General features: G+C 65.0%; 27 protein-coding genes. 11 read left to right on the forward strand and 16 right to left on the reverse strand.

The genetic code is table 11. The features are described from left to right. Positions 1 to 52 precede the first annotated feature (52 nt). From DQ230_RS09050 to DQ230_RS09060, 3 genes are all read right to left on the reverse strand, one after another. Complete coding sequence (locus DQ230_RS09050) at positions 53 to 763, reverse strand: alpha/beta fold hydrolase (RefSeq protein WP_113912267.1); 711 nt, start codon at positions 761 to 763, stop codon at positions 53 to 55. A gap of 134 nt (positions 764 to 897) precedes the next feature. Next, positions 898 to 1659: an alpha/beta hydrolase gene (locus tag DQ230_RS09055; protein WP_113912268.1), complete on the reverse strand. Its 762-nt coding sequence runs from the start codon at positions 1657 to 1659 to the stop codon at positions 898 to 900. 7 nt (positions 1660 to 1666) lie between these two features. Continuing rightward, positions 1667 to 1888 carry a hypothetical protein gene (locus DQ230_RS09060; protein WP_113912269.1) on the reverse strand — a complete coding sequence of 74 codons (222 nt, stop codon included), beginning with the start codon at positions 1886 to 1888 and terminating at the stop codon, positions 1667 to 1669. A gap of 171 nt (positions 1889 to 2059) precedes the next feature. Between DQ230_RS09060 and thrS the strand changes: the two genes are divergently transcribed. Next, positions 2060 to 4006 (forward strand): threonine--tRNA ligase, encoded by a 1947-nt coding sequence (gene thrS, locus DQ230_RS09065; protein ID WP_113912270.1) that lies wholly within the window; start codon positions 2060 to 2062, stop codon positions 4004 to 4006. A 150-nt stretch (positions 4007 to 4156) separates the two neighbouring features. Beyond that, a complete protein-coding gene (locus tag DQ230_RS09070) occupies positions 4157 to 4720 on the forward strand; it encodes a DoxX family protein (RefSeq protein WP_113912271.1) in 564 nt (187 codons plus the stop codon). Here the strand turns inward: DQ230_RS09070 and DQ230_RS09075 are convergent. From DQ230_RS09075 to meaB, 5 genes are all read right to left on the reverse strand, one after another. Then, positions 4711 to 5028, reverse strand: a complete 318-nt coding sequence (locus DQ230_RS09075) for an ArsC/Spx/MgsR family protein (protein WP_113912272.1) — start codon at positions 5026 to 5028, stop codon at positions 4711 to 4713. The two genes, DQ230_RS09070 and DQ230_RS09075, sit on opposite strands and share 10 nt — an antisense overlap. A gap of 85 nt (positions 5029 to 5113) precedes the next feature. Beyond that, positions 5114 to 5617 (reverse strand): copper chaperone PCu(A)C, encoded by a 504-nt coding sequence (locus DQ230_RS09080; protein WP_113912273.1) that lies wholly within the window; start codon positions 5615 to 5617, stop codon positions 5114 to 5116. Positions 5618 to 5664: 47 nt separating this feature from the next. After that, a complete protein-coding gene (locus DQ230_RS09085) occupies positions 5665 to 6003 on the reverse strand; it encodes a hypothetical protein (protein WP_162497406.1) in 339 nt (112 codons plus the stop codon). A 134-nt stretch (positions 6004 to 6137) separates the two neighbouring features. Next, the gene (gene rpmB, locus DQ230_RS09090) at positions 6138 to 6428 is read right to left on the reverse strand and encodes a 50S ribosomal protein L28 (protein ID WP_113912275.1); all 291 of its coding nucleotides are present in this window, start codon (positions 6426 to 6428) and stop codon (positions 6138 to 6140) included. 268 nt (positions 6429 to 6696) lie between these two features. Beyond that, positions 6697 to 7698 carry a methylmalonyl Co-A mutase-associated GTPase MeaB gene (meaB, locus tag DQ230_RS09095; protein ID WP_113912276.1) on the reverse strand — a complete coding sequence of 334 codons (1002 nt, stop codon included), beginning with the start codon at positions 7696 to 7698 and terminating at the stop codon, positions 6697 to 6699. A gap of 111 nt (positions 7699 to 7809) precedes the next feature. Here meaB and DQ230_RS17095 point away from each other — a divergent pair, with 111 nt between their 5' ends. The 4 genes from DQ230_RS17095 to DQ230_RS09115 all read left to right on the forward strand — a co-directional run bounded on the left by DQ230_RS17095 (position 7810) and on the right by DQ230_RS09115 (position 13184). Beyond that, positions 7810 to 8523 (forward strand): DUF3108 domain-containing protein, encoded by a 714-nt coding sequence (locus tag DQ230_RS17095; RefSeq protein WP_162497407.1) that lies wholly within the window; start codon positions 7810 to 7812, stop codon positions 8521 to 8523. Then, positions 8524 to 10962, forward strand: coding sequence for an ATP-dependent helicase HrpB (gene hrpB / locus DQ230_RS09105; protein ID WP_113912278.1), 2439 nt, complete (start codon positions 8524 to 8526; stop codon positions 10960 to 10962). Positions 10963 to 11072: 110 nt separating this feature from the next. Next, complete coding sequence (locus DQ230_RS09110; RefSeq protein WP_113912279.1) at positions 11073 to 11540, forward strand: NUDIX hydrolase; 468 nt, start codon at positions 11073 to 11075, stop codon at positions 11538 to 11540. 105 nt (positions 11541 to 11645) lie between these two features. Further along, positions 11646 to 13184, forward strand: coding sequence for an inorganic phosphate transporter (locus DQ230_RS09115; RefSeq protein ID WP_113912333.1), 1539 nt, complete (start codon positions 11646 to 11648; stop codon positions 13182 to 13184). Between the two features lie 137 nt (positions 13185 to 13321). Here DQ230_RS09115 and argF read toward each other — a convergent pair whose 3' ends face one another. The 3 genes from argF to DQ230_RS09130 form a co-directional block, all read right to left on the reverse strand. After that, positions 13322 to 14248, reverse strand: a complete 927-nt coding sequence (argF, locus tag DQ230_RS09120; RefSeq protein ID WP_113912280.1) for an ornithine carbamoyltransferase — start codon at positions 14246 to 14248, stop codon at positions 13322 to 13324. Positions 14249 to 14310: 62 nt separating this feature from the next. After that, the gene (locus DQ230_RS09125; RefSeq protein ID WP_113912281.1) at positions 14311 to 15486 is read right to left on the reverse strand and encodes an aspartate aminotransferase family protein; all 1176 of its coding nucleotides are present in this window, start codon (positions 15484 to 15486) and stop codon (positions 14311 to 14313) included. A gap of 67 nt (positions 15487 to 15553) precedes the next feature. Beyond that, positions 15554 to 16357 (reverse strand): ABC transporter permease, encoded by an 804-nt coding sequence (locus DQ230_RS09130; RefSeq protein ID WP_238987475.1) that lies wholly within the window; start codon positions 16355 to 16357, stop codon positions 15554 to 15556. Positions 16358 to 16514: 157 nt separating this feature from the next. On the opposite strand from DQ230_RS09130, the gene DQ230_RS09135 reads away from it, so the two are divergent. Continuing rightward, positions 16515 to 17138, forward strand: a complete 624-nt coding sequence (locus DQ230_RS09135; protein WP_113912282.1) for a GcrA family cell cycle regulator — start codon at positions 16515 to 16517, stop codon at positions 17136 to 17138. Positions 17139 to 17301: 163 nt separating this feature from the next. Here DQ230_RS09135 and DQ230_RS09140 read toward each other — a convergent pair whose 3' ends face one another. Continuing rightward, entirely contained in the window at positions 17302 to 19278 is a 1977-nt protein-coding gene (locus tag DQ230_RS09140; protein WP_113912283.1) for an AsmA family protein, read from the reverse strand. A gap of 132 nt (positions 19279 to 19410) precedes the next feature. On the opposite strand from DQ230_RS09140, the gene rimO reads away from it, so the two are divergent. Next, on the forward strand, positions 19411 to 20787 hold the full coding sequence (rimO, locus tag DQ230_RS09145) for a 30S ribosomal protein S12 methylthiotransferase RimO (protein WP_162497408.1): 1377 nt from the start codon (positions 19411 to 19413) through the stop codon (positions 20785 to 20787). Positions 20788 to 20793: 6 nt separating this feature from the next. Here rimO and DQ230_RS09150 read toward each other — a convergent pair whose 3' ends face one another. Continuing rightward, positions 20794 to 21150, reverse strand: coding sequence for a YigZ family protein (locus tag DQ230_RS09150; RefSeq protein ID WP_113912285.1), 357 nt, complete (start codon positions 21148 to 21150; stop codon positions 20794 to 20796). After that, the gene (locus DQ230_RS09155; protein ID WP_113912286.1) at positions 21150 to 21854 is read right to left on the reverse strand and encodes a M48 family metallopeptidase; all 705 of its coding nucleotides are present in this window, start codon (positions 21852 to 21854) and stop codon (positions 21150 to 21152) included. Before DQ230_RS09155 ends, DQ230_RS09150 begins: the two co-directional genes overlap by 1 nt. A 137-nt stretch (positions 21855 to 21991) precedes the next feature. Here DQ230_RS09155 and DQ230_RS09160 point away from each other — a divergent pair, with 137 nt between their 5' ends. From DQ230_RS09160 to DQ230_RS09170, 3 genes are read left to right on the forward strand one after another with little or no spacing between them, the layout of a single operon-like run. Then, on the forward strand, positions 21992 to 22261 hold the full coding sequence (locus tag DQ230_RS09160) for a hypothetical protein (RefSeq protein WP_113912335.1): 270 nt from the start codon (positions 21992 to 21994) through the stop codon (positions 22259 to 22261). Positions 22262 to 22313: 52 nt separating this feature from the next. Continuing rightward, positions 22314 to 22895, forward strand: coding sequence for a nitroreductase family protein (locus DQ230_RS09165; protein ID WP_113912287.1), 582 nt, complete (start codon positions 22314 to 22316; stop codon positions 22893 to 22895). Continuing rightward, complete coding sequence (locus tag DQ230_RS09170) at positions 22892 to 23596, forward strand: EI24 domain-containing protein (protein WP_113912288.1); 705 nt, start codon at positions 22892 to 22894, stop codon at positions 23594 to 23596. Before DQ230_RS09165 ends, DQ230_RS09170 begins: the two co-directional genes overlap by 4 nt. On the opposite strand, the gene DQ230_RS09175 is transcribed toward DQ230_RS09170, so the two are convergent. After that, the gene (locus DQ230_RS09175; protein ID WP_113912289.1) at positions 23547 to 23846 is read right to left on the reverse strand and encodes a DUF1467 family protein; all 300 of its coding nucleotides are present in this window, start codon (positions 23844 to 23846) and stop codon (positions 23547 to 23549) included. The two genes, DQ230_RS09170 and DQ230_RS09175, sit on opposite strands and share 50 nt — an antisense overlap. Then, complete coding sequence (gene mce / locus DQ230_RS09180; RefSeq protein ID WP_113912290.1) at positions 23846 to 24250, reverse strand: methylmalonyl-CoA epimerase; 405 nt, start codon at positions 24248 to 24250, stop codon at positions 23846 to 23848. Before mce ends, DQ230_RS09175 begins: the two co-directional genes overlap by 1 nt. Between the last annotated feature and the right edge of the window lie 77 nt (positions 24251 to 24327).

The following is a 24327-nucleotide window of genomic DNA, read 5'->3' on the forward strand; positions in this document are numbered from 1 at the left end:
CGTCGCTTTTCGCTGACGTTCAATCAGGCCTCGCCCCACTCCGGGGCGGGGCCTATCGTAATATCAAGGGCTGGCGCAGCCAGTCCTGCAATGCCTGCGTCGTGGCGTCCGGTTGCTCCAGCGTCGGCAGGTGGCCTGCCCCTTGCAGATTTGACAGCTGGGCATAGGGGATCAGCCCGGCCAGAAAGCTGCTGCGCTTGACCGTCGCCGCCCCGGCATATTCCCCGCACATCACCAGTGCCGGAATTTTGCACCGGCGCAGTTCTGCCTGATAATCGCGGCGGCGCTGCATCGCGCGGATCTGGCGCGTAATCATGTCCGCGCCCAGATGATCGGCCATATCCCGCACCAATGCCATCACATCGGCCCGCATCGGACCGGGCGCCAGCATCTCGGGCGAGATCAGCCCGTCTATCATCGCTGCCATATTTCCCGACCGCCCCTTGATGATCACCGGCTCCAGATCGGCGGCAGATTGCGGCGTTTCTGCAAAGGCATTTGCGCCAATCAGCGCAACCCGCGCCACCCGGTCGGGCGCACGGCGCAAAAGCTCCATCGCGACCGTGCCGCCCATGTTCAGGCCCACCACGGCGCATCTGCGCGGCAACACGTCCAGCAGATTTGACGCGATTTCCTCTACCCGGTCGCCGCCGGTTATGGGCGCGACGGTCACCGCATGGGTTTTGCTGAACGCCGCCACCTGCGGGCCGAACACACGCGCATCGCACATGACATCGGGCAACAGGACAAGGGCCTCGTTCATGGGGGGTCCTCTCGCGGGGCGGGGTTGGCGCGCACAGTCGCACACGCCGCGCCAGCGTCAACCGGCAGATCGGACGATCCGGCACATCGGCGGAAAACCGGCGCCTTGCGCAACTGCGCGCCTGTCATGGCGGCTTAGCCTGCGGCCCGGTCTGTCACCTCGTCCAGCGCCGCCGTGATCAGATCAACGCAGTCGGGCGAAGAGAAGCTGTGATTGGCCCCGTCCACCAGTGTCAGGCGCATATCCGGCCCCGTGGCATGGTCCAAAAGAGATAGCGCAACGGACCTGTCCACATCCCGGTCAGCCGTGCCTTGCAAAAAACGAACCGGAAAGGGCAATTCCAGCGGATCGCGAAAAACCAGATTCTCGCGCCCGTCTTCGATCAGTTTGCGCGTGATCGTATAGGGTGCGTCATACTCGCTGGGAAGGAAAATGCGCCCCTCGCGCATCAGCTTGGCGCGCTCGATATCGTTCAGACCGGCCCACATGCTGTTTTCGGTAAAATCCGGCGCGGCCGCGATGGTGACAAGACCAGCCACACTGTCTGGCATGCGGCGCGCGATCAGCAGCGCGATCCAGCCACCCATGGACGACCCGATCAGGATTTGCGGCCCGGTTGTCTGCGCCTCGATCACCGCGATGGCATCGGCGGCCCAATCGGTGATGCAGCCATCCTCGAACGCGCCGCCCGACGCGCCGTGGCCGGAGTAGTCCAGCCGCAGGAACGCCCTGCCCCGCGCCCGCGCGGCCTGCTCCAGATAGGTGGCTTTCGTGCCCTCCATATCGGACATGAAGCCGCCCAGAAACACGATGCCCGGCGCGGCCCCTTCCGTATAGTGATACGCAATGCGGCGCCCCTGCGGGGTTTCGTGGTAGGATGCTGCCGGGCCGGTCATTGCGCGATTATCCGCTGACATAGGGCGTTTTGCTGGGGCGAAAGAACACTTTTTGATTGTGAAGACGGCCCAGCAGTTCATCAATCTCGCGAATGGTGCGCCCGGCAATCGGGGCGTCCTCTTCTGGGCCGTCGGGCATGCTCAGCCGGCGCTTGGACTGGCGCAGCGCATCTTCGATCAGCTCCATATCGGCGACGGTCAGTTCGATATTCGGGTTGTATTCGGGCATTCGGGACACTCCATCAAGGACATTTGCGCCCCAATCCTACTATCGCGCCGCGCCCGCGCCAACGGCAATCGTATGCGGGCGCCTTGACAGCCGCGCGGGGCGGCGGCAAAAGGCCTACTCACCCGCAACCGGGCGCACGCGTAGGCGCCAAACCGACGAGGAGCGCCTGACATGGCCCAAATCTCCCTTACATTCCCCGATGGCAACGCCCGCGATTATGCCCCCGGCATCACGCCCGGCGAAGCTGCCGCCGACATTTCCAAATCGCTTGGCAAAAAGGCAATTTCAGCCACGGTCGATGGCCAGCACTGGGATCTGCAATGGCCGATCAATGCGGACGCCGCCATCGCCATCCACACCATGCAGGACGAGCCGCAGGCGAACGAATTGTTGCGCCACGATCTGGCCCACGTCATGGCCCGCGCCGTGCAGGAAATCTGGCCCGATGTGCGCGTCACCATCGGCCCCGTCATCGAAAACGGCTGGTACTATGATTTCGACCACAAGGAGCCGTTCACGCCCGAGGATCTGGGCCTGATCGAAAAGAAAATGCGCGAGATTATCGCAGCCCGCGATCCCGTGCGCACCGAAGTCTGGGACCGCGACCGCGCCGTGCAGCACTACACCGACGCGGGCGAGCCGTTCAAGGTCGAGCTGATCGAATCCATCCCCGGCGACGAGCCGCTGCGCATGTACTGGCACGGCGACTGGCAGGATCTGTGCCGCGGTCCGCATTTGCAAAACACCGGCCAGCTGCCCGGCGATGCGTTCAAATTGATGAGCGTCGCCGGCGCCTATTGGCGCGGCGACAGCAAGCGCGAGATGCTGCAACGCATCTACGGCGTGGCGTTTTCCAGCAAGGAAAAGCTGAAGGCGCATCTGCACATGCTGGAGGAGGCAGGCAAGCGCGATCACCGCAAGCTGGGCCGCGAAATGGACCTGTTTCACATGCAGGAAGAGGCCCCCGGTCAGGTGTTCTGGCACCCGAACGGCTGGACCATCTACACCACGCTTCAGGACTATATGCGCCGCAAACAGCGCGCCGGCGGCTATCAGGAGATCAACACGCCACAAGTTGTCGACCGCAAGCTGTGGGAGGCATCGGGTCACTGGGACAAATATCAGGACCACATGTTCATCGTCGAGGTCGAGGAGGAGCACGCCCGCGAAAAGGCCGTGAACGCCCTGAAGCCGATGAACTGCCCCTGCCATGTGCAGGTGTTCAATCAGGGTCTGAAATCCTACCGCGATCTGCCCATGCGTCTGGCCGAATTCGGCTCCTGCTCGCGGTACGAGCCGTCGGGCGCGCTGCACGGCATCATGCGCGTGCGGGGCTTCACGCAGGACGATGCACATATTTTCTGCACCGAGGACCAGATCGAGGCGGAATGTGCGCAATTCATTAACTTCCTTGCGGATATCTATAGCGATCTGGGGTTCGAACAGTTCGAGATCAAATTCGCCACCCGTCCCGAAAAGCGTGTCGGCAGTGACGCGTCGTGGGACCATGTCGAGGGCGCGCTGGAGGCCGCGATCAAGGCGACGGGCCGCGACTTCACGCTGGAGCCGGGCGATGGCGCGTTCTACGGGCCCAAGCTGGATTTCTACCTGACCGACGCGATCGGTCGCACATGGCAATGCGGCACCTTTCAGGTGGACCCCAACCTGCCCGAACGTCTGGGCGCCAGCTATATCGCGGCGGATGGCAGCAAACAGCGCCCCTACATGCTGCACCGCGCCACGCTGGGCAGCTTCGAGCGGTTCATCGGCATCCTGATCGAGGAACACGCCGGCAAGCTGCCCTTCTGGCTGGCGCCGCGTCAGGTGGTCGTCGCCTCCATCGTGTCCGAAGCGGATGATTACGTGCAGGAGGTTGTCGCCGCCCTGCAAGCCGCCGGAGTGCGCGCCGAAGCGGACGTGCGCAATGAGAAGATCAACTACAAGGTGCGCGAACATTCCGTCGGCAAGGTGCCGGTGATCCTCGCCTGCGGCCACCGCGAGATTGAGGATCGCACGCTGTCCTTGCGCCGTTTGGGCGAAAAACAGTCCAGCGTTCAGGCGCTTGATGACGTGATCCGCGATCTGGGGCGTGAGGCAACGGCGCCGGATCAACGATAGGCACGGCTTTGCGCAGCGCGGCGGCAGGTCAGACTGCCGCGCTGCGCGTGAAACGGCCACATGCCCAGCGCAATCGTTTCACTTTTGTCAAACCTTCCGTATGGTAAACTTGTCGGCGCGATGCGCCGCCTGCATTACGGGAGCTGCGCCATGAGCCGCCTGATTTTGGCCTGTCAAACGGCCGCAGACACGCTGTCGCGCGGCGATGCGTTTCTGGGCCTTGCCGCCCGCGCGGTATTCGCCGCCGTCTTGCTGGGGTATTACTGGGCATCCGGACTGGCCAAGCTGGGCGACGGGGTGCTGGGGCTGTTCCGCCCGTCCGTCGGAGCCTACGCGCAGATTTTTCCGCGCGCGATGGAAGCGGCGGGGTATGACACCGGCCAGTTGACCTTTCTGCATACTCTGGTGGTTCTGGCCGGCACCTGGGCCGAGCTGATCCTGCCACTGCTGATCGTCATCGGGCTTGCCACGCGGCTGGCGGCGCTGGGAATGATCGGCTTTGTTTTGCTGCAATCGGCCACCGACATTTTCGGTCATGGGCTGCGCAGCGAACCGGGCGGTGTTGGCGCGTGGTTTGATCGCGTCCCCGATTCGCTGATCATGGATCAGCGCCTGCTGTGGGTTTTCGTGCTGGTCGTGCAGGTCATCCGCGGCGCCGGTCCGGTGTCACTGGATTGGCTGGTGCAGCGTTGGCACAGCGCGCGTCAGGACTGAGCCAGCGCAGCCTGAACATCCTTGCCCCATCCCAGATACAGGCTGCCGCCTGCGTCGATCAACGGACGTTTCATCAGGGCGGGATGCCGGGCAATCAGGTCCAGCGGCGCGCCCTTGCGCGCGTCCTCGGGCAAGTTGCGCCATGTGGTGGACCGGGTATTGACCAGGGTATCGCCAAATTGCGCATGGGCGGCGGCCAACGTGGCCTCGGGCACCGGCGCATCGCGCACGTCGCTGAGGGTGGCGCCGGGCAGCGCCTTGACCGCTTTGCGGCAGGTGTCGCAGTTCTTGAGCCCGTAGATAATCATGCGATCCCCGCTGTCTGTGGCAGGCCATTGCGGCCTCGCGATGCGATGGGGCGGCCCGTTAACAGGGCCGCCCCTCGACGTTTTGTTATTCGGCTTTGGTATCGTCGCTGCCGTGGTCCATGCCTTCCATGGCGCCATGGTCCATATCGCCCGGCATACGCTCCAGATCGACGGGGACGTCGACAACGATGTCGCCGGCATTCTCAAAGGTCAGCGTGACGGACACCGTCGCGCCCTGCTCCATCGGTTCGGTCAGCCCCATCAGCATGACATGCTTGCCGCCGCGCTCCAGACGGATGGTTTCGCCGGCGGGCAGATCAAAGCCCTCCTCGACATGCACCATTTGCATGACGCCATCGCCGCTTTCCATATGGGTATGAAGCTGGACCAGCTCGGCGGCGGGCGATGCGGCGCTGATCAGGCGATCAGCCTCGCCAGTATTGACGATGTGCATGAACGCGGCACCGGTTTTGGCCGTGGGCGAGGCGCTGCGCGCATAGGGATCCTGGACCTCGATGCTTTGCGCAAAGGCGGGCATGGCCAGGGCGATAGCCGCGGTGGCGGCAAGCGTACGAATGGTGAAGGACATATGTCTCTCCTGTCTGTGTGATCGGTTTGGGTGATGTGGTCTGCAAATCAGCCCGCGCCGGGTGGCGACCGGGCTGACGGGTGCACAACGTCCAAACCTGCGGCATGCGCTGTCACAGATTGCATTGCCAGCCGCGATACGCGCGGATCATAGGCCGCCATCGGCTGAGGCGGGGCCAGATCGTAAAGGGCCGTCATCACACAATCAGGACAGACGGCGGCAGCCTCCTGCGGCGTGCCGTCGGCACCGATCAGAACACGCACCGGGCCGTGACCGGTGCAGATTTCCATGACGCCCGAAGGGCCGGGCGTCAGGCGCAGCTGCGCCATGGCTTGACCTGTCAGGATCAGCGCAAAGGTCAGCGCGGCAGCGGAAAGACTGTTCAAAATCGGCTTCATGCGCCGAATATGCCCCGTCCCCACGGCATTGGAAAGAGCGCAAAGCGAAACGGCCCCGCCAGATATGACAGAGCCGTTTAAAACCGCTGTGACATTTCATCACAGCGCAACTTGAAGATGGATCAGGCGGTGGCGACCTGCGCCTTGGCGATCTCTTTTTTGACCTTCAGCGCGGTTGGCGACAGCTCGACATCCTTTGCCTTGGCCAGGAATGCGTCCAGACCGCCGCGGTGATCGACGCTGCGCAGGGCGTGTGCGCTGATGCGCAGCTTGATGCCGCGGTTCAGTGCCTCGGACTGCAAGGTCACATCGTTCAAGTTCGGCAGATACCGACGCTTGGTCTTGTTGTTGGCGTGGCTGGAGTTATTGCCAACCATCGGGCCTTTTCCGGTCAATTCGCAGCGGCGCGACATGGTGTCATCCTCGTCTTACAGGTGAAGGCCAGTCGGCCCGTGTTTACGCGATTCGGTATTTATGCCGACCGAACCGACGGACGCCGCCCAGAAGCCACGCCCGAAATTATGTTGCCGGTGAGTAGGCGGAATCGCACCGCGCGTCAAGAGCCGCGCCCGCCTGATTTGCGTGCCGGGGCGCCAAAAGAGATTTTATGCCTTCGGCGAGGATATTTTTCGCAAGAAGAATGGGCAGTCAGGGTCTGCATGGGCTTTCGCGCGCTTTGATTTAAGTGGCGTCCGCGGCGCCGATCTGTTCCAGCAGGGCGGCGGCGGCGATTGCGGGGGTGGTTTGGCCCAGAGCCACCTTTTCGCCCATCTCGCGCAGGGCGGCGCGGGCATCTGCAGTTTCCAGCCGGGCCAGAAGGCCCTGGCGTACCTCCTCCTGAAACCAGTAGCGCGCTTGCGCGGCGCGGCGTGCGGCCCAGTGGCCATTTTCGCGGCGCCAGTCGGTCAGGGCCTGCATTTCGCGCCATGCGGCCTCCATCCCGGTGCTTTCGAGGGCGGAGACCATCATCGCCTTGGGGAAGCCTTCGGGATCTTGCGGGCGCTTGCGCATCAGGCGCAGGGCGCCGGAATAATCGGCGCAGGTGCGGCGCGCGGTCAGTTTCAGATCGCCGTCGGCCTTGTTGATCAGGATGATGTCGGCAATTTCCATGATGCCGCGTTTGACCCCTTGCAATTCATCGCCGCCCGCAGGGGCCAGCAGCAGCACGAAGAGATCGGACATTTCCGCTACCACCGTTTCGGACTGCCCCACGCCCACCGTTTCGATCAGCACCACGTCGAATCCGGCCGCCTCGCACAGGGCCACCGCCTCGCGCGAGCGGCGGCCGACGCCGCCCAGATGGGTCTGGCTGGGGGACGGGCGGATAAAGGCGTTCGGGTCGCGGCTGAGCTGGTCCATGCGGGTTTTATCGCCCAGGATGGAGCCGCCCGACCGCGCCGAGCTGGGATCGACAGCCAGCACCGCCACGCGCAGGCCCTGCGCCGTCAGCATGCCGCCGAACCCCTCGATAAAGGTGGATTTGCCCACGCCCGGCGTGCCGGACAGGCCGATGCGCAACGCCTCGCGCGACACGCCATTGGCGCCCTTGAGCGCCTCGATCAGTTCGGCGGCGGCGGCGCGATGATCGGCGCGGGTGCTTTCGACCAACGTGATGGCGCGGGACAGCGCGCGCCGATCCCCTTTGACAATTCCGCTCTCAAGCTGTGCAATGTCGATGGTCATGGATACCCTGTCCTTGTCTTCGGCCCGAAATCTGTCTGCCCATCTATCTGCCGTGCCGGGCGGGGATTTGTCCAGCCCGCGCGCAGACCCAAACAAAAGGCCATCCGCCACATGCGTATCTACGCCCTTGCCCTTGCCGCGTTGCTGCTGCCCTGTCTTCCTGCGCAGGCCAGTGATGCAAACAGCCGCTATGATGTGCGGCTGCTGGGCGTGCCTGTGGGGCAGCTGCGCCTTGCCGCGCGCGAGGATGGCGCGCGCTATGCGGTCAGCGCGGCCTTTGCCACCACCGGGCTGGCGCGCATTGTCGACGCCAGTTTCAGGATGAGCGCGCAGGGGCGCATTTCGCCCGCAGGATTGGCGCCAGGCCGCTATGACGAGCAGATCGACACCGGCAGCCGCAGATCGACCGCGCAGCTCAGCTATGCGCAGGGCATCCCGCGCATCACCGGCGGTACGGTTGCGGCCAAGGTGGCCGGCGATCCCGGCGCGCTGGACCTCCGCGCCCAGAAGGGCAGCGTCGATCCGCTGACCGCGCTTTATGGTGTGCTGCGCGACAGGCCCCGCAATGGCGTGTGCAGCTATAGCGTCATCATCTATGACGGCGCGCGGCGTGCATCGCTGGCGATGTCGGCGCGGCGCGACGAGGCGGACCGCGTCATTTGTAGCGGCGCCTACCGCCGACTTGCCGGGTTTTCCGCGTCCGAGATGAAGCGGCAGAGCGTTTATCCGTTCACCATAACCTACGCGCCGATGGGCGACATGATGCAGCCGCAGGCGCTGTCGGTCAGGTCGGGCTATGGCACTGCTGAGTTGACGCGCCGATAGATGACCCCGGACCTGCCGATCACCGCCGTATTGCCCGCGCTGATGGATGCCCTGCGCACCCGTGGCCGCGCCGTTCTGCAAGCGCCGCCGGGCGCGGGCAAAACCACGCTGGTGCCGCTGGCCCTGCGGGAGGCCGCGCTGGCGCCGGGCCGCATCGTCATGCTGGAGCCGCGCCGCCTGGCCGCCCGCGCCGCGGCCGAGCGTATGGCCGAGACGCTGGGCGAGCCGGTGGGGCAGACCGTCGGCTACCGTGTGCGCGGCGAGGCGAAGGTGTCAAAAGCGACCCGGATCGAGGTGGTCACGACCGGCATACTGACCCGCCGCATTCAGTCGGACCCGGAGCTGGCGGGCATCGGCGCGGTGATATTCGACGAATTTCACGAGCGCAGCCTTGATAGTGATCTGGGGCTTGCGCTGTGCCTTGAGATTGCGGGCGCGCTGCGGCCCGATCTGATGCTGCTGGCGATGTCGGCCACGCTGGACGCGGCGCCGGTGGCGGCGCTGATGGGGGATGCACCGCTGATCACATCCCAAGGGCGCGCCTACCCCGTCGAAACCCGCTGGCTGGACCGCCCCCTGCCAAAAGCCCAGCGATTCGAGGCGGCGCTGGCCGATCTGACCTGTACCGCGCTGGAGCAGACAACCGGCGGCGTGCTGATATTTCTGCCCGGTGAGGGCGAAATCCGGCGGCTGGAGGGGCTGCTGGCGCCGCGCGTGCCGCCCGGCTGCGTGATGCGCCCCCTGTTTGGCGCGATGGATTTTGCCGCCCAGCGCGCGGCCATCGCGCCCGAGGCATCGGCGCGCAAGATCGTGCTGGCCACCTCCATCGCCGAAACCTCGCTGACGATCGAGGGCATCCGCACCGTGGTGGATGGCGGCCGGGCCCGGCGCGCGCGGTTCGATCCGGCCTCGGGCATGGCGCGGCTGGTGACAGAGCCGGTCAGCCGCGCCGAGGCAACACAGCGACAGGGCCGCGCGGGCCGGGTTGCGCCCGGCACCTGCTACCGTCTGTGGACCCGCGGCGAGGAGGGCGCGCTGCCCGCCTTTCCCCCGGCGGAAATCGAGGCGGCGGATCTGGCGCCGCTGGCGCTGGAGCTGGCGCAGTGGGGCGCGGCGCCCGATCAGATCCCGCTGCTGACCCAGCCCAATCCCGGCAGCTACGGCGAGGCGCAGGCGCTGCTGGCGATGCTGGGTGCGCTGGACACGGCGGGACACATCACCGCCCATGGCCGCGCGCTGGCCGCCCTGCCCCTGCATCCGCGTCTGGCGCATATGCTGGCGCTGGCGGGGCCGGACGCCGCCCCGATGGCGGCACTGCTGGCCGAGCGTGATCCGCTGCCGCGCAGCGCGCCCGCGGATCTGGCCCTGCGGCTGAAAGCGATACGCAGCCCCAAGGGCCCGCACCCCTACCCGCCCAGCCGTGCGGTGCTACAGCGGATCACGCAGGAGGCGCGGCGCCTGCGCAGTGCCGCAAAGCCCGCCGATCAAAAGTACAGCGATGCGGAAATGGCCGCGCTTGCCTACCCGGACCGCATCGGGCTGCGCCGCCCCGGCGATGCGCCGCGCTACCTGCTGTCAGGCGGCAAGGGCGCGGTGCTGGACGCCGCCGATACGCTGGCCGGCCAGCGCCTGATCGTGGTGACGGATACGGACGGCAACCCGCGCGAGGCGCGCATCCGGCAGGCTATCACGCTCAGCGATGCCGGGCTGCGCGGCCTGTTCGCAGATCAGATCGCCTGGCACGATATCTGCGCATGGTCGCGCCGCGAGGGCCGCGTTCTGGCGCGCCGGCAGGAACGCTTTGGCGCGCTGGTGCTGGACGACCGCCACTGGAAGGACGCGCCGGAGGACGCGATCGCGCGCGCCATGCTGGACGGCGTGCGCGAGATCGGCCTGATCTGGTCAGACGCGGCCCGCCGCTTTGCCGCGCGGGTAGCGCTGGGGCGCGCGGCGGGGATGGACCTGCCCGATATGTCGGATGCCGCGCTGATGGACACGCTGGAGGACTGGCTGCTGCCCTATCTGGCTGGCGTGACGTCGGCGCAGGACTGGCGCCGCTTCGATATACTGGAGCCGCTGCGCGCCTTGCTGGACTGGGACGCCATGCAGGCGCTGGATGCGCTGGCGCCCGCCCGTTTTACCACCCCGCTGGGCCGGGAGATCCCCATCGACTACGCCGCCGATCCGCCGGAAATTCAGCTGCGCCTTCAGGAAATGTTCGGCCAGACCAGCCACCCGATGCTGGGCCGCACGCCGCTGCGTGTTACGCTGCTGTCGCCTGCGGGCCGGCCGCTTCAGGCAACGCAGGACATTCCCGGTTTCTGGGACAGCTCTTATGTGGATGTGCGGCGCGACATGCGCGGGCGCTACCCGCGCCACCCGTGGCCCGAAGACCCCAGGCAAGCGGACCCGACCCTGCGCGCAAAGCCGCGCAAATAACGCTGTCGCAGCGCACCGATTCGCCGCCGCTGAGTTTGCAAAGATGTCGCACCTGCGATAGATTGGCGCGTCGCATATAACAAAAACCATCAAGCGGTGAGGCAATAGAGATGATCAACCCATTTAAACGGGCATGGACAGAGCTGGTGCAGCCGCTCTTGCGCCGCCCGCCCGAACATCAGGTCGCCGCATTATGCTGGCGCAAGGCGGACGGCGGCGGCATCGAGGTGCTGCTGATCACCAGCCGCGACACCGGCCGCTGGGTCATGCCCAAAGGCTGGCCGATCGAAGGGCTGACCGGCCCCGAATCCGCCGCCCGCGAAGCGTGGGAGGAGGCCGGCGTGACCGGCGACACGCCGGCGCCCACGCCCATCGGCAGCTATGACTACGGCAAGACCCAAGAGTCCGGCTATGATCTGGCGGTTTCCGTACAGGTCTACAAGCTGCACGTCCAGCAGATGGCAGATGAGTTCCCCGAGGCCGCCGAACGCCGCCGCGCCTGGGTCAGTCCCGCCAAGGCGGCGACCATGGTGCGCGAGCCGGCGCTTCAGGATCTTTTGCGCACGCTTCGACCGTAAAAAGGCGCAGCCGCCCGCAAAAGGCATTTTGCCATTCCTCTGAAGCCTCAGGTGTGGCAAAACCCGCGCAGCACTGAACCCTTTCGCGCATTTGCGTCTGAACGGATGGCTCTGAAGGACGCGCCGGCGCTATACCCCCCGGCGACACATCAAGGCGGACCCATTTTGGCCAAGACACCCGACACCCGCAACTGGAGCACGATCGACAAGGATCTCAGCCGGATTTCCCATGTGGAAACGGCTGCCGCCTATGTCGCGCGGCCCCTTGTCGCCACCGGCGTTGCGCTGGTCTTTATCGTGCTGGCGGGGCTGGCCGCTGCCGTCTTCTTTGCGCAGACACCGACCGCCAGCATCGTCATCGCCGCCGCCGTGTTCGGCGCCTATATGGCGCTTAATATCGGGGCCAATGACGTGGCCAACAATATGGGCCCCGCCGTCGGCGCCGGCGCGCTGTCGATGGGCGGCGCCATCGCCATCGCCGTCGTGTTCGAAAGCGCAGGCGCGCTGCTCGCGGGCGGCGATGTGGTATCGACCATATCCAAGGGCATCATCGACCCGGCCGGCGTGGCCGAAACGCGCGTCTTCATCTGGGCAATGATGGCGGCGCTGATATCGGCGGCGCTGTGGGTGAACCTGGCGACCAAAATCGGCGCGCCCGTCTCGACCACCCACTCGGTTGTGGGCGGGGTCATGGGGGCCGGCATTGCGGCCGCCGGGTTTGCCGCCGTGAACTGGCCGACCATGGCGGCCATCGCGGCCAGTTGGGTCATCTCGCCCATGCTGGGCGGGATCGTCGCCGCTGCCTTTCTGGCGCTGATCAAAAGCCGGATCCTCTATCAGGAGGACAAGATTGCAGCATCGCGCATCTGGGTGCCGATCCTTGTGGGCATCATGACCGGCACCTTTGCCACCTATCTGGCGCTGAAGGGCTTCAAACGGCTGATCGACATCGGAATGCCTGCGGCACTTGTGATCGGGCTGGTTCTGGGCGTGCTGACATGGGCCGCCACCCGGCCGATCATCCGCCGCAAATCGCAGGGGATGGAGAACCGCAACAAGTCGGTCAAGGTGCTGTTCGGGTTGCCGCTGATCTTCTCTGCCGCGCTTTTGTCCTTTGCACACGGGGCAAATGACGTGGCGAACGCGGTCGGCCCGCTGGCCGCAATCGTGCATGCGGTGCAGGCCGGGGACGTGGCCGCCGATGTGCAGATCCCCACATGGGTCATGGTGATCGGCGCGCTGGGCATTTCATTCGGGCTGTTCCTGTTCGGCCCGAAACTGATACGCATGGTGGGCAGCCAGATCACCAAGCTGAACCCGATGCGCGCCTATTGCGTGGCATTGTCGGCGGCAATGACGGTTATCGTGGCCAGCTGGCTGGGCCTGCCGGTCAGTTCCACCCATATCGCGGTCGGCGGCGTCTTTGGCGTCGGCTTTTACCGCGAATGGCATATGGAACGACGACGCCGCCAGAACCTGACCGCCGGCAAGGACACCCCCAGCATCGAACCCGAAGAGCGGCAGCGCCGCAAGCTGGTGCGCCGCAGCCACTTCATGACAATCGTCGCGGCCTGGGTCATCACCGTCCCTGCCGCCGCCCTGATGTCTGCCGGAATATTCGCGCTGCTGAACCTGCTGCAATAACCCTGCAATAACCGTCCGCGCCGATTTTCGGTCCAGGCATCCGCCGACGACACGGCGCAAAACCGCGCCGATCACCTTTCATCTTCTCAATAAATACTCAAGGGACCGGCGTCGCTCAATACGGCAAACGCCGATAATCAAACGCCCAGGCACCAGCGCATAACGGCCTTTTGCGCATGCAGCCGGTTTTCCGCCTCGTCGAAAACCACCGAATGCGGGCCATCCATCACTTCGCTTGTCACCTCTTCCTCGCGGTGGGCCGGCAGGCAATGCATGAACAATGCGTCCGGTTTCGCCGCAGACATCAGCGCCTTGTTGACCTGATACGGGCGCAGCATGTTGTGGCGCCGCTCCTTGGCGGATTGGCTGTCATGCATGGACACCCATGTATCCGTCACGACCAGATCGGCGCCCTCGACCGCCTTGTGCGGGTCACGCTCGATGCTGACGCGAACGCCGGCGTCGCGCGCAAAGCCGATGAATTCCGCCTCCGGGTCCAGCTGGGCCGGGCCGGTAAAGGTCAGATCAAAGCCGAATTGCCCCGCCGCGTGCAAAAGCGACGCGCAAACATTGTTGCCATCGCCGGACCAGACCACCTTCTTGCCCTTGATGGGACCGCGATGTTCCTCAAAGGTCAGGATATCTGCCATGATCTGGCACGGGTGCGTGCGATCGGTCAGGCCGTTGATCACCGGCACATCGGCATAATCGGCCATCTCGATCAGAACCGATTCGTCGAAGGTGCGGATCATGATCAGATCGACATAGCGGCTAAGCACGCGGGCGGTGTCGGCGATGGTTTCGCCGTGGCCCAGCTGCATCTCCTGCCCCGAGAGCAGCATCGTCTGGCCGCCCATCTGGCGCACGCCGACGTCAAAGCTGACACGCGTGCGCGTCGAAGGTTTCTCGAAAATAAGCGCAACCATCTGGCCTGCCAGTGGCTGATCGTCATCAGGCGCGCCGCGATTGCGCCCGGACCGCGCGGCTTTCATCTTTGCCGCGCTGTCGATGATGCCGCGAAGCGCGGCCGGGTCTGTTTTATGGATGTCGAGAAAATGATTCATTGTCGGTCCTGGTTGCCGAGGTAAGACGGGGGCTGTCTGCCCCCGAACCCCCGAGGATATTTTTAGCAAGAAGAAAGGGCGGAGGCGGCTTTGTCCAGACGGGTCAGCGCCTCGGTAATCTCTGTTTCTGATATGTTGAGCGGGGGCAGAAGGCGCAGCACATTATCGGCCGCCGGAACGGTGCAGAGCAGTTCGGCGTAGCAGGCGTTCAGCACATCGGTGTTCGCAACCTTGCATTTCAGGCCCAGCATCAGGCCGCTGCCGCGCACCTGTTGGAAAATATCCGGGTGGCTGGCAACCAGCGCCTCCAGTTGCTGGCGCATCAAACCGGCGCGTGCGCGCACGTCCTGAAGAAAACCCTCGTCCGCGATCTGCGCCATCACGGCGCAGCCCACAGCGCAGGCCAGCGGGTTGCCGCCATAGGTCGAGCCGTGGGTGCCTGCCACCATGGCAGCGGCGGCATGTTCCGTCGCCAGCACGGCGCCAAGCGGGAAGCCGCCGCCGATGCCCTTGGCCACCATCATGATATCGGGATCAATCCCGGCCCATTCATGCGCAAACAGCCGCCCCGTGCGGCCCATGCCGCACTGCACCTCGTCCAGGATCAGCAGGATGCCATGTTCGTCGCACAGATCGCGCAGCCCCTTGAGGCAGACATCCGGCAGCGGACGGATGCCGCCCTCGCCCTGTATCGGCTCGATCAGGATGGCGGCCGTCTCATCTGTAACAGCGGCGCGCAGCGCGTCATGATCGCCCCATGGCAGATGGGTAAAACCGGGAAGCAGCGGACCGAATCCTTTGGTCATCTTCTCGGACCCCGCCGCGGCGATGCCGGCAGCAGAGCGGCCGTGAAAGGAGCCCTCGAATGCGATAATCCGGGTGCGCTGGGGCTGACCTGCGTCGTGGAAATGGCGGCGGGCCATCTTGACGGCAAGCTCACAGGCCTCAGTCCCCGAATTGGTAAAAAACGCGGTGTCGGCAAAAGTGGCCGCGACCAGCCGGTCGGCCAGCTCTTGCTGGGCCGGAATGTTGTAGAGGTTGGACGTGTGCCACAACTGCTGCGCCTGCGCGGTCAGCGCCGCGACCAGCGCAGGATGGGCGTGGCCCAGCGCATTCACCGCGATGCCCGCGCCCAGATCCAGAAATCGCCTGCCATCCGCCTCGATCAGCCAGCTTCCCTGGCCTGATACAAAGGTCAGGGGCGCGCGGTTATAGGTCGGCAGAATGGACGGGATCATGGCAGTTTCCTTGGCTTGAAGCGGCTAGGAGTGACTCAGGCGCGGCGCGCTGTCAATCGGGCGCGCCCTATGCCTTGAGCCGGTAGCCGCGTGTGAACATCGCCAGCGCGATGCCGCTGACCGCCAGCGTGGAGCCGAGCGATATGACCGCACCCAGCGCCGGCGCACTGTCCGACACGCCCAGCACCGCGTAGCGCGCACCGTCAATCAGGTAAAAGATCGGGTTGAAATACGTGATCTGCCGCAGCACGGGGGGCAGCGCGTCGACAGAGTAAAACGTGCCTGACAAAAACGCCAACGGGGTCACGACAAAATTGGTGATTGCCGCCATCTGGTCAAACTTATTGGCGTAGATACCGGCGACGATCCCGACCGCACCCATGAATGCCCCGCCCAAAATGACATACCCCAGCAGCATCAGCGGGTGTTGCGGGACGATCCCGACAAAAATCGCCAGCCCCACGGAAATCGCCGCCGCCACAAACAGGCCCCGCCCGACCGAGCCGACGAGGTAGCCAACCACCAGCTCTGCCGGGCTGAGCGGCGGCATCAGCGTGTCGACGATGTTGCCCTGCACCTTGCCGATGACAATCGAGGACGAGCTGTTGGCAAAGGCGTTCTGGATCACCGTCATCATCAGGATGCCCGGCGCAATGAAATGCGTGAACGGCACCCCCATGACATCGCCGCGGGTCGGGCCGATGGCGATGGTAAAGATCACCAGAAACAGCCCCGCCGTGGCCAGCGGCGCCAGCAGGGTCTGCGTCCACACCGCCATGAAGCGCTGCATCTCGCGCGAGCAGAGCGTGGCAAGACCCAGCCAATTCACCCGGCCAAAGCGGCGGGTGCCCATGTTTGCGAAATCGTGCATGACCGGCTCCTTAATCTGCGGGCGCATGCGGTTTGGCGCATGCTGCGATACTTGGGTGCCTTGTAACTCAGGCTGGAGTGATTAGAATAGGGGGCTAAAGAAATTTGCAGGGCGGCGCCATCTGATGCGGGCCGCCCTTGGTTATAGGAACCTGCCCATGTCCTGGAGCGATGATCGCGTCGAACTGCTAAAGAAAATGTGGGGCGAAGGCCAGTCGGCCAGCCAGATCGCCAAGGAACTGGGGGGTGTGACCCGCAACGCCGTCATCGGCAAGGTGCACAGGCTGGGCCTGTCCAACCGCAACGGCGGCGCGGCGTCCGCGCAGCCCGCAACAGCCGCCCCCGCCGAGCCGGAGCCGAAGGCCGCACCCGCCGCCAAGGCACCGCAGGCGCCCGCCGCCAAAGCGCCCGCCAGCGCCAAGGCGCAGCCCGCCCCCAAGCCCGAGCCTGCCGCAGCGCCCGAGGAGGACGAGCCCGCACCCGCGCCAATCGTGACACGTATCAAGCCAATCATTCCCGCGGGCCAGCCCCTGCCGCCGCAGCCATCGGCCAACGAGATTGACCCCAAGGCACTGGCAAAGGTGAGCGAAGTCGAGAAGAAGGCAAAGCGCCTGTCGCTGATGGAGCTGACATCGCGCACGTGCAAATGGCCGGTCGGTGATCCGGCCACCGATGATTTCTGGTTCTGCGGCCTGCCAAGCCAGGCGGGCAAGCCCTATTGCGAAGCGCATGTCGGGGTTGCCTTTCAACCCATGAGCGCACGGCGCGACAGACGGCGCTGAGGCGATTTCCAGACTTAAATCGACCGACTGAACAGGCCCTGCCGGAAACGGCGGGGCCTTTTTTCGGTCCGGGGCCGGGCCTGACAATTTCAAATCTCACCGAACGCGTGGACCGGGGGCCTGCGGCGCGAGTATTTTTGCCAAGATGAACGATGGGCGCTGGTTAATCAAAAAGTTTGAACAGCTCTTTTGCCGCGCGCCTGGTCACGTCTTCCTTGATCGCATCCTCGAGGGACTGGCCCTCCTGAACGGTGACGCCCAGCTCCTTTTCGACGAATTTGTCGATCTCGCGGTCCACCTCTTCGCGGGCCTTTTTCTCAAGCTTCTTGCGCTCTTCCTTGAAATTGAGGTCGATGGCCTTTTCGAGATCCGGCCGGATGCTGGGGCCGGACCATGGCCCGCGAATACGCACCGGGATGGCCAGACCGCGGCTGTTTTCGCCTTGCAAGAGAACCGGCGTGAACAGGTAGTCGATATCGCGCGCGCCAAGGCCGATGCGGCCCTTGCCGGTGGCGGTGGCCAGCGGCATCGACATGGTCAGATCGTCGCCGCGCATATCGCCGTCCTTGATGGCAAAGCTGGCGCCGACCTCGTCAAATACAGTCGTGCCGCCGCTGCCATCGCCGCTGCGCATCAGCCGGTCCAGATCAAAGCCGCTGATCACGCCGCGCCCGGTGGCCAGCTTGAGGTTGCCGCTGAGGCTGCGCATGATCGCATCGACCGACTGGCCAACGCCCAGGAAATCAAGGCTGGCCGTGCCGGTGGTTGCAAAGCGGGTGATACCGGCGGCATCGGTCAACAGGCGCTCCATGTCGATGCCGCGGGCGGTCAGGTCGCCGCCCACCGACAGGCCCGAGCGGTTATTGGCGACCACCTGCCCCGCGATGCTGCCGCCGTAACCTTGCAGTTCTTGCAGCTGCACCACCGCGCGCGCGTTGTCGATGGTCAGCAACGCGCGTGTCGCGCCGAAGTTGAACTGCCCCAAGTCGAGGCTGCTGGCCGTGATCGCGATGTTTGCATCGGCTGCGGCCAATGCGCTGGCGTCAATGGGCGCGGTGGACCAGCCGGCGCTGGCGGGCTGCGCGGGGCCGCCACCGCCGCCGCCTGCGGGGTCATCTGCTGTCAGGCCCGTCAGATCCAGCGCGCCGGCGCCAAGCTGCGCGGTGATGCGCGGGCGCGCGCCGGACGTGACCACATCGACATCGCCGGACAGGCTGTTGCCATCAAGCCCCAGCGCCAGATCCCGCAAGGACAGGCGCAGATCCTCAGTCACGCTGATCTGGGACTTGATTTTAGCGGACCGCCCCAGCCCCTTTGGCGGCGACGTTGCAGGCAGGCCCAGTGCGGCCATGAAATTGGCGGTGTTGCTGATATCTGCACTCAGCTGCCCGTCCAGCTGCGGGGCGGTGGTGGCGCGGCCATCCACGGTGAAGGTGCCGCCGCTGGTGGAAACGGTCAGCGTGACGGGGGATACAGCCCCTTCCAGAAACGGGCCGACCGCGCCAAGGCGCCCGCTGACGCGCACGTCCTGCCCTGCGGGGCGCAGGACGCCCTCGAACGTGCCTTCGCCCGCGTAGGTCGGCCAGCGCATGTCCAGATCCATCCCCGCCATCTGCTGCCGCGTGCCCGAAGCGTGGTCGATATACGTCACAGAGGCATCGGTGATCAGCGCCCGGTCCAGCGTCAGCGCCAGACGGTCGGATTTGGGCGCCGCCTCCGGCGCGGTGCCGCCCTGTTCGGTTGAGGCGACGCCGGCAACGCCGATCTGCCAGTTGCCACGCCCGTCCCTGGCACGCTCGATCACGATGCGCGGCTGCACCACTTCCAGCCCGGTGATGCGGATATCGCCCCGGATCAGCGCCATGGCATCGACGCCCAGTTTCAGGCTATCGGCGCTGAGCATCGGGCCGCCGGTGCCCCAGTCGGCATTGGCGATGGTCGTCTTGCCAGTGCTGATTCCCAGCACGGGGTAGAAGCTGATCGAGGTGTCCCCGGTCATCGTGACCTCGCGGCCGGTCATGTCGCTGATGCGTTCGGCGGCGATGCGCGCGATCCGTTCGCCCGGCAGAAAGAACAGCGCGCCAGCGGCAATCAGGACCGCGACAAGGACGAACCCCAGAAGTTTTAACAGAAATTTCATGCGAATGCTCTTTGCTCTGCTCCGGCGGCCGGCGGGACTGCGGCGCTTTTGCATTGGAGTGTAGGCGCGCGGCCCTGCGCCCGCAACAGTTTGCCCCTTTTGCAAGGGCCGTGATGCGTCTATATGCGCCGGATGAGCATCAATCCCCCCGATCTGCGCCCTGACCAGGCGCGCGCGCGTCTGGCGCAAGACCCCAAACGCGACGGCCAGCCGACCATTGGCATGGTGTCACTGGGCTGCCCCAAGGCGCTGGTGGACAGCGAGCGCATCCTGACGCGGCTGCGCGCCGAAGGCTATGGCATCTCGCCCGATTATGTCGGCGCCGATGCGGTGATCGTGAACACCTGCGGGTTTCTGGACAGCGCCAAGGCCGAAAGCCTGAGCGCGATTGGCGAGGCGCTGCGCGAGAATGGCAGGGTGATCGTGACGGGCTGCCTGGGGGCCGAGCCGGACTATATCACCGGCGCGCATCCCCGCGTGCTGGCCGTGACCGGCCCGCACCAGTATGAGCAGGTGCTGGACGCGGTGCATGCCGCCGTGCCGCCGCAGCCTGATCCCTTTATTGACCTCTTGCCGAAGTCGGCGGTCAGTTTGACACCTAGACATTACTCTTATCTAAAGATTTCCGAGGGTTGCAACCACAAGTGCAAGTTCTGCATCATCCCGGACATGCGCGGAAAACTGGCCTCGCGCCCGGCACATGCGGTGCTGCGCGAGGCGGAAAAGCTGGTCGATAATGGCGTGCGCGAATTGCTGGTGATCTCTCAGGATACATCGGCCTATGGCGTCGATATCAAACACGCCGAGGAGCGCGGCCACCGCGCCCATATCACTGATCTGGCACGCGACCTGGGATCGCTTGGCGCCTGGGTGCGGCTGCATTACGTCTATCCCTACCCGCATGTGCGCAACCTGATCCCGCTGATGGCGGACGGGCTGGTGCTGCCTTACCTCGACATTCCGTTCCAGCACGCGCATCCCGATGTGCTGCGCCGCATGGCGCGCCCGGCGGCGGCGGCAAAAACGCTGGACGAGATTGCCGCATGGCGTGATATCTGCCCAGACATCACCCTGCGCAGCACCTTCATTGTCGGCTATCCCGGCGAGACGGAGGCCGAATTCCAGACCCTGCTGGACTGGCTGGACGAGGCGCAGCTGGATCGGGTGGGATGTTTTCAGTATGAAAACGTGGCCGGTGCCCGGTCGGCTGACTTGCCGGATCATGTGCCGGATGAGGTCAAGCAGGACCGCTGGGATCGCTTCATGGAAAAGGCGCAGGCCATTTCCGTGGATAAACTGGCGGCCAAGGTTGGATCTGTGCAAGAGGTTATCGTCGATGATATCGACGAGGACGGCATTGCCACCTGCCGCACCAAGGCGGATGCGCCCGAAATTGACGGCAATCTGTTCATTGATGAGGGCACGGATGATATCGCCGTTGGCGACATCGTCCGCGTGCTGGTCGATGAGGCGGGCGAGTATGACCTGTGGGGCACGGTTGCGCGCTAACCGCGCCTAGCCTGCATACGCCGCCAGCCATTCATCCACGCAGGTTTGCACATGGCGGAACCTGTCGCCGCCCAGATGCTTGCCGCCGTACCAGCGGGTGACGACGATCAGCTGGCCGGTCACTTCGGCGCGCTCCAGCATGCGGATGATGACCATCCCTGCCCCGGCTTCGCCATCATCGCCCTTGAGGGGCGTGCCATCGGGCAGGATTACCCCCCATGTGTTATGCGTCGCCTTGGCGAATTTCTTGTCGCGCTTCAGATCCTTCAGGAACGCATCCACATCCTCCCGCGTCGCAGCGGGGCCACCGGAGACCGCGTATTTCGATCCGCGGTCGCTGACAATGCCGGTCAGTTGCCGCATCAGAGGCTGGCGTCGACCCGGCGCACCGTCTCGATCCGCTTGGCGTTGGGCGGGTGCGTCCCAAGGAAGCGGTCGCCCGGATCGGCGATCTGGGTAAAGAACGCGGCGCCGCGCACCGGATCATACCCGGCGCGGCGGGTGATGATCGTGCCCAGCGCGTCTGCCTCCAGCTCGTAATCCTTGGAATAGGTGCGCGCGCCCAGACCCGCGCCCAGATCGGTCGCGCTTTGCACCGCGCCCTGGCTGGCGCCGGTAATCGAGGCAAGCCCGCCCAGCAGGATCGCGCCGGCCATGGCATTGGTGCGCTGGCGGTCCAGATGGCCGCTGATGTGGTGCGCGGCCTCGTGGCCCATGACAAAGGCCAGCTCGTCGGGGTTTCGCACTTCGGCGATCAGCGCAAGGTTGAAGGCCAGCACGGGCCTGCCCTGCTTGTCCACGGTCTGAAACGCGTTGGCAGGCTGGCCGGGACGGTCATCCACAACGATGCGGAAATCGCAATTCGCGCCTTGCGCGCGGGCGCGGCACTCGCGTTCGGCCACGGGTTCAACCGCAGCGACAACCGCCTTGAATTGAGACAGTTTGGCCGATGTGGGCGTTGATATCGTAGCGCGCGGCGGGGCGGTGCCGGACTGCTGTTGCGGCGCGGGACCGGCCACGTCGCAGGCCGCCAGTGCCAGAACGCAAAGAAGCGTCAGTTTACGCATTAAGGATCTCCGATCGACTGATTTGGGGCAGTTTATCCATGGCGGCCTTTGAGGGCCAGCAGCTTTGTGACGCCCTTGCAAGGCGCCGCCGATGCGGCCAGACTTGGACCAAACGGTACTGCGGGGAGGTGTTTCAGATGTTTTCAATCGAACATGATTTTGACGCGACCGTGATCACACTGGTCGATGATTTCGCGCCCCCCGGTCCGGGCGTTGCCGCGCCGCCCTTGCAGGAGGATGTGATCATCAACGCCTTTCAGGAATGCGTGACGATCAACCAGTTCGATCCGCGCCTGAATGAAATGCGCACCATCACCCTGTCGATGGCGCAGCTGCGCGATCTGGCCGCGGCGCTGAACCTGCCCGAGGGGGTCTATAGCCAGGCGCCGACGGGCCCCGCCCCTTGATTCGGCAGCGCGTCATCCCGACATATGTGACTGAATGACAACGGAGAATGCCATGCCTGCCCCGAACCCCGAAGCCTTGGAATTTTTGCAGACGCGCCGCTCGCGCCCTGCCAAGACGCTGGGCCTTCCGGTGCCGACCCGTGCGCAGCTGATCCCCCTGCTGACCGCCGCCGCCCGCGCCCCCGATCATGGCAAGCTGGAGCCGTGGAGGTTTATCGTGCTGGGCCGCGCGGCGCTGGACCGGCTGTCGGCGGCGGTGCCCACCTGCGACGCCGCGCAGGGGCTGGATGACAAGGCCATCGCCAAGGCGCGCAAGCAGTTCGATGATGCCGCACTGGCCGTTGCCGTGATCGAAATACAGCGCCCCTCACCCAAGATTCCGGCGATCGAACAGACGTATTCGGCCGGGGCGGTGTGCCTTGGGCTGCTGAATGCCGCGCTGGCGGCCGGCTGGGGCGCCAACTGGCTGTCGGGCTGGCCCAGCCACGACCGCAGCTTCATTCGCGATGCGCTGAACCTGACCGAGGCCGAGCGTGTGGCAGGCTTCATCCATATCGGCACCGAAACCGATACCCCGCCCGAACGGCCTCGCCCCGATATCGATGCGATCACCACCTGGGATGTGGACGCATGATTTTTGCCAGCGTCGCCAAGGCTTTGGCGCAGATGGGCGACCGGCGATTCCGGCGCGTTCTGTTTCTGGGGCTGGCGCTGACCGTGGCGCTGCTGTTTGCGGCCTATGCCGGGGTGCTTTTGCTGGTCAGTTGGCTGACCGGCGATGTCGTGACCCTGCCGCTGGTGGGCGAGGTGCGATGGGTCGACGACCTGCTGGGCTGGAGCAGTTTGGTGCTGATGCTGACCATGTCGGTTTTTTTGATGATGCCGGTCGCCTCGGCCATCACGTCGCTGTTTCTGGACGATGTCGCCGCGGCGGTGGAGGCGCGACATTACCCCGATCTGCCGCCGGTCCCGCGCCTGCCGTGGATGGATACGGTGCGCGACACGCTGTCGTTTCTGGGGGTGTTGATCGGCGCCAATATCGTGGCGCTGTTTCTCTATGCCATCCTGCCCTTTGCCACGCTGGGCATTTTCTGGGCGCTGAACGGGTTTTTGCTGGGCCGCGAATATTTTCAGCTGGCGGCGATGCGGCGGCTGGGCCGCGCCGGGGCGCGCGATTTGCGCCGCAGGCATTGGCCACGGATCTGGCTGGCGGGTGTGCTGATGGCAATCCCGCTCAGCGTGCCGTTACTGAACCTGCTGATCCCGATCCTGGGCGCCGCAACATTTACCCACCTAGTCCACGCTCTTCAATCGGGCCGGGTCCGAAGCGCGTGAACAGGTCAATATCCTCCAGCGTGATCTGACCTGTCAGAATGATCCACGCCGTCAGCCCCCAGATCGCCAGCGCGACGGCAGTGGCGATCCACGCCTTTTTCTTCAAATCGTGGCGCTGCGGTGATCCCTTGTGCGTACCGGGAACGATGTCGCCCGCCTCCCCTTGGGTTTGCAGGCGAATCGGGATGGCCACCATAAAGGTCATCGCCCAGATCACGGCATACAGGACCAGACCCGTCATCGGTCCCATCAGACTTCCTCCAGCTCGATCAGGCAGCCGTTGAAATCCTTGGGGTGCAGGAATAGGACAGGCTTGCCATGGGCGCCGATTTTCGGTGTGCCGTCGCCCAGAACGCGCGCGCCGGAGGCAACCAGACGCTCGCGCGCGGCGGTGATATCCTCCACCTCATAGCAGATGTGATGGATGCCGCCGGCGGGGTTCTTCTCCAGAAAACCGGCGATCGGGCTGGCGTCGCCCAAAGGGTACAGCAATTCGATCTTCGTATTGGGAAGATTGATGAAAACAACGGTCACGCCATGATCCGGCTCGTCCTGCGGCGCGCCCACATCCGCGCCCAGCGCGCCACTATACTGCGCAATGGCGGCGTCGAGGTCTGGCACGGCGATGGCAACGTGATTGAGGCGTCCGATCATGGGCTGTCCTTTCGGTAACTGCGGGGCGCGTTTCCCGCATGTTATCGCGCGCAGGCGCGGCCATGGCAAGCGGGCGC

Origin of the sequence: Roseovarius dicentrarchi, assembly GCF_003316635.1 — a bacterium.
In the GTDB taxonomy this organism is placed as follows: Bacteria; Pseudomonadota; Alphaproteobacteria; order Rhodobacterales; family Rhodobacteraceae; genus Roseovarius; species Roseovarius dicentrarchi.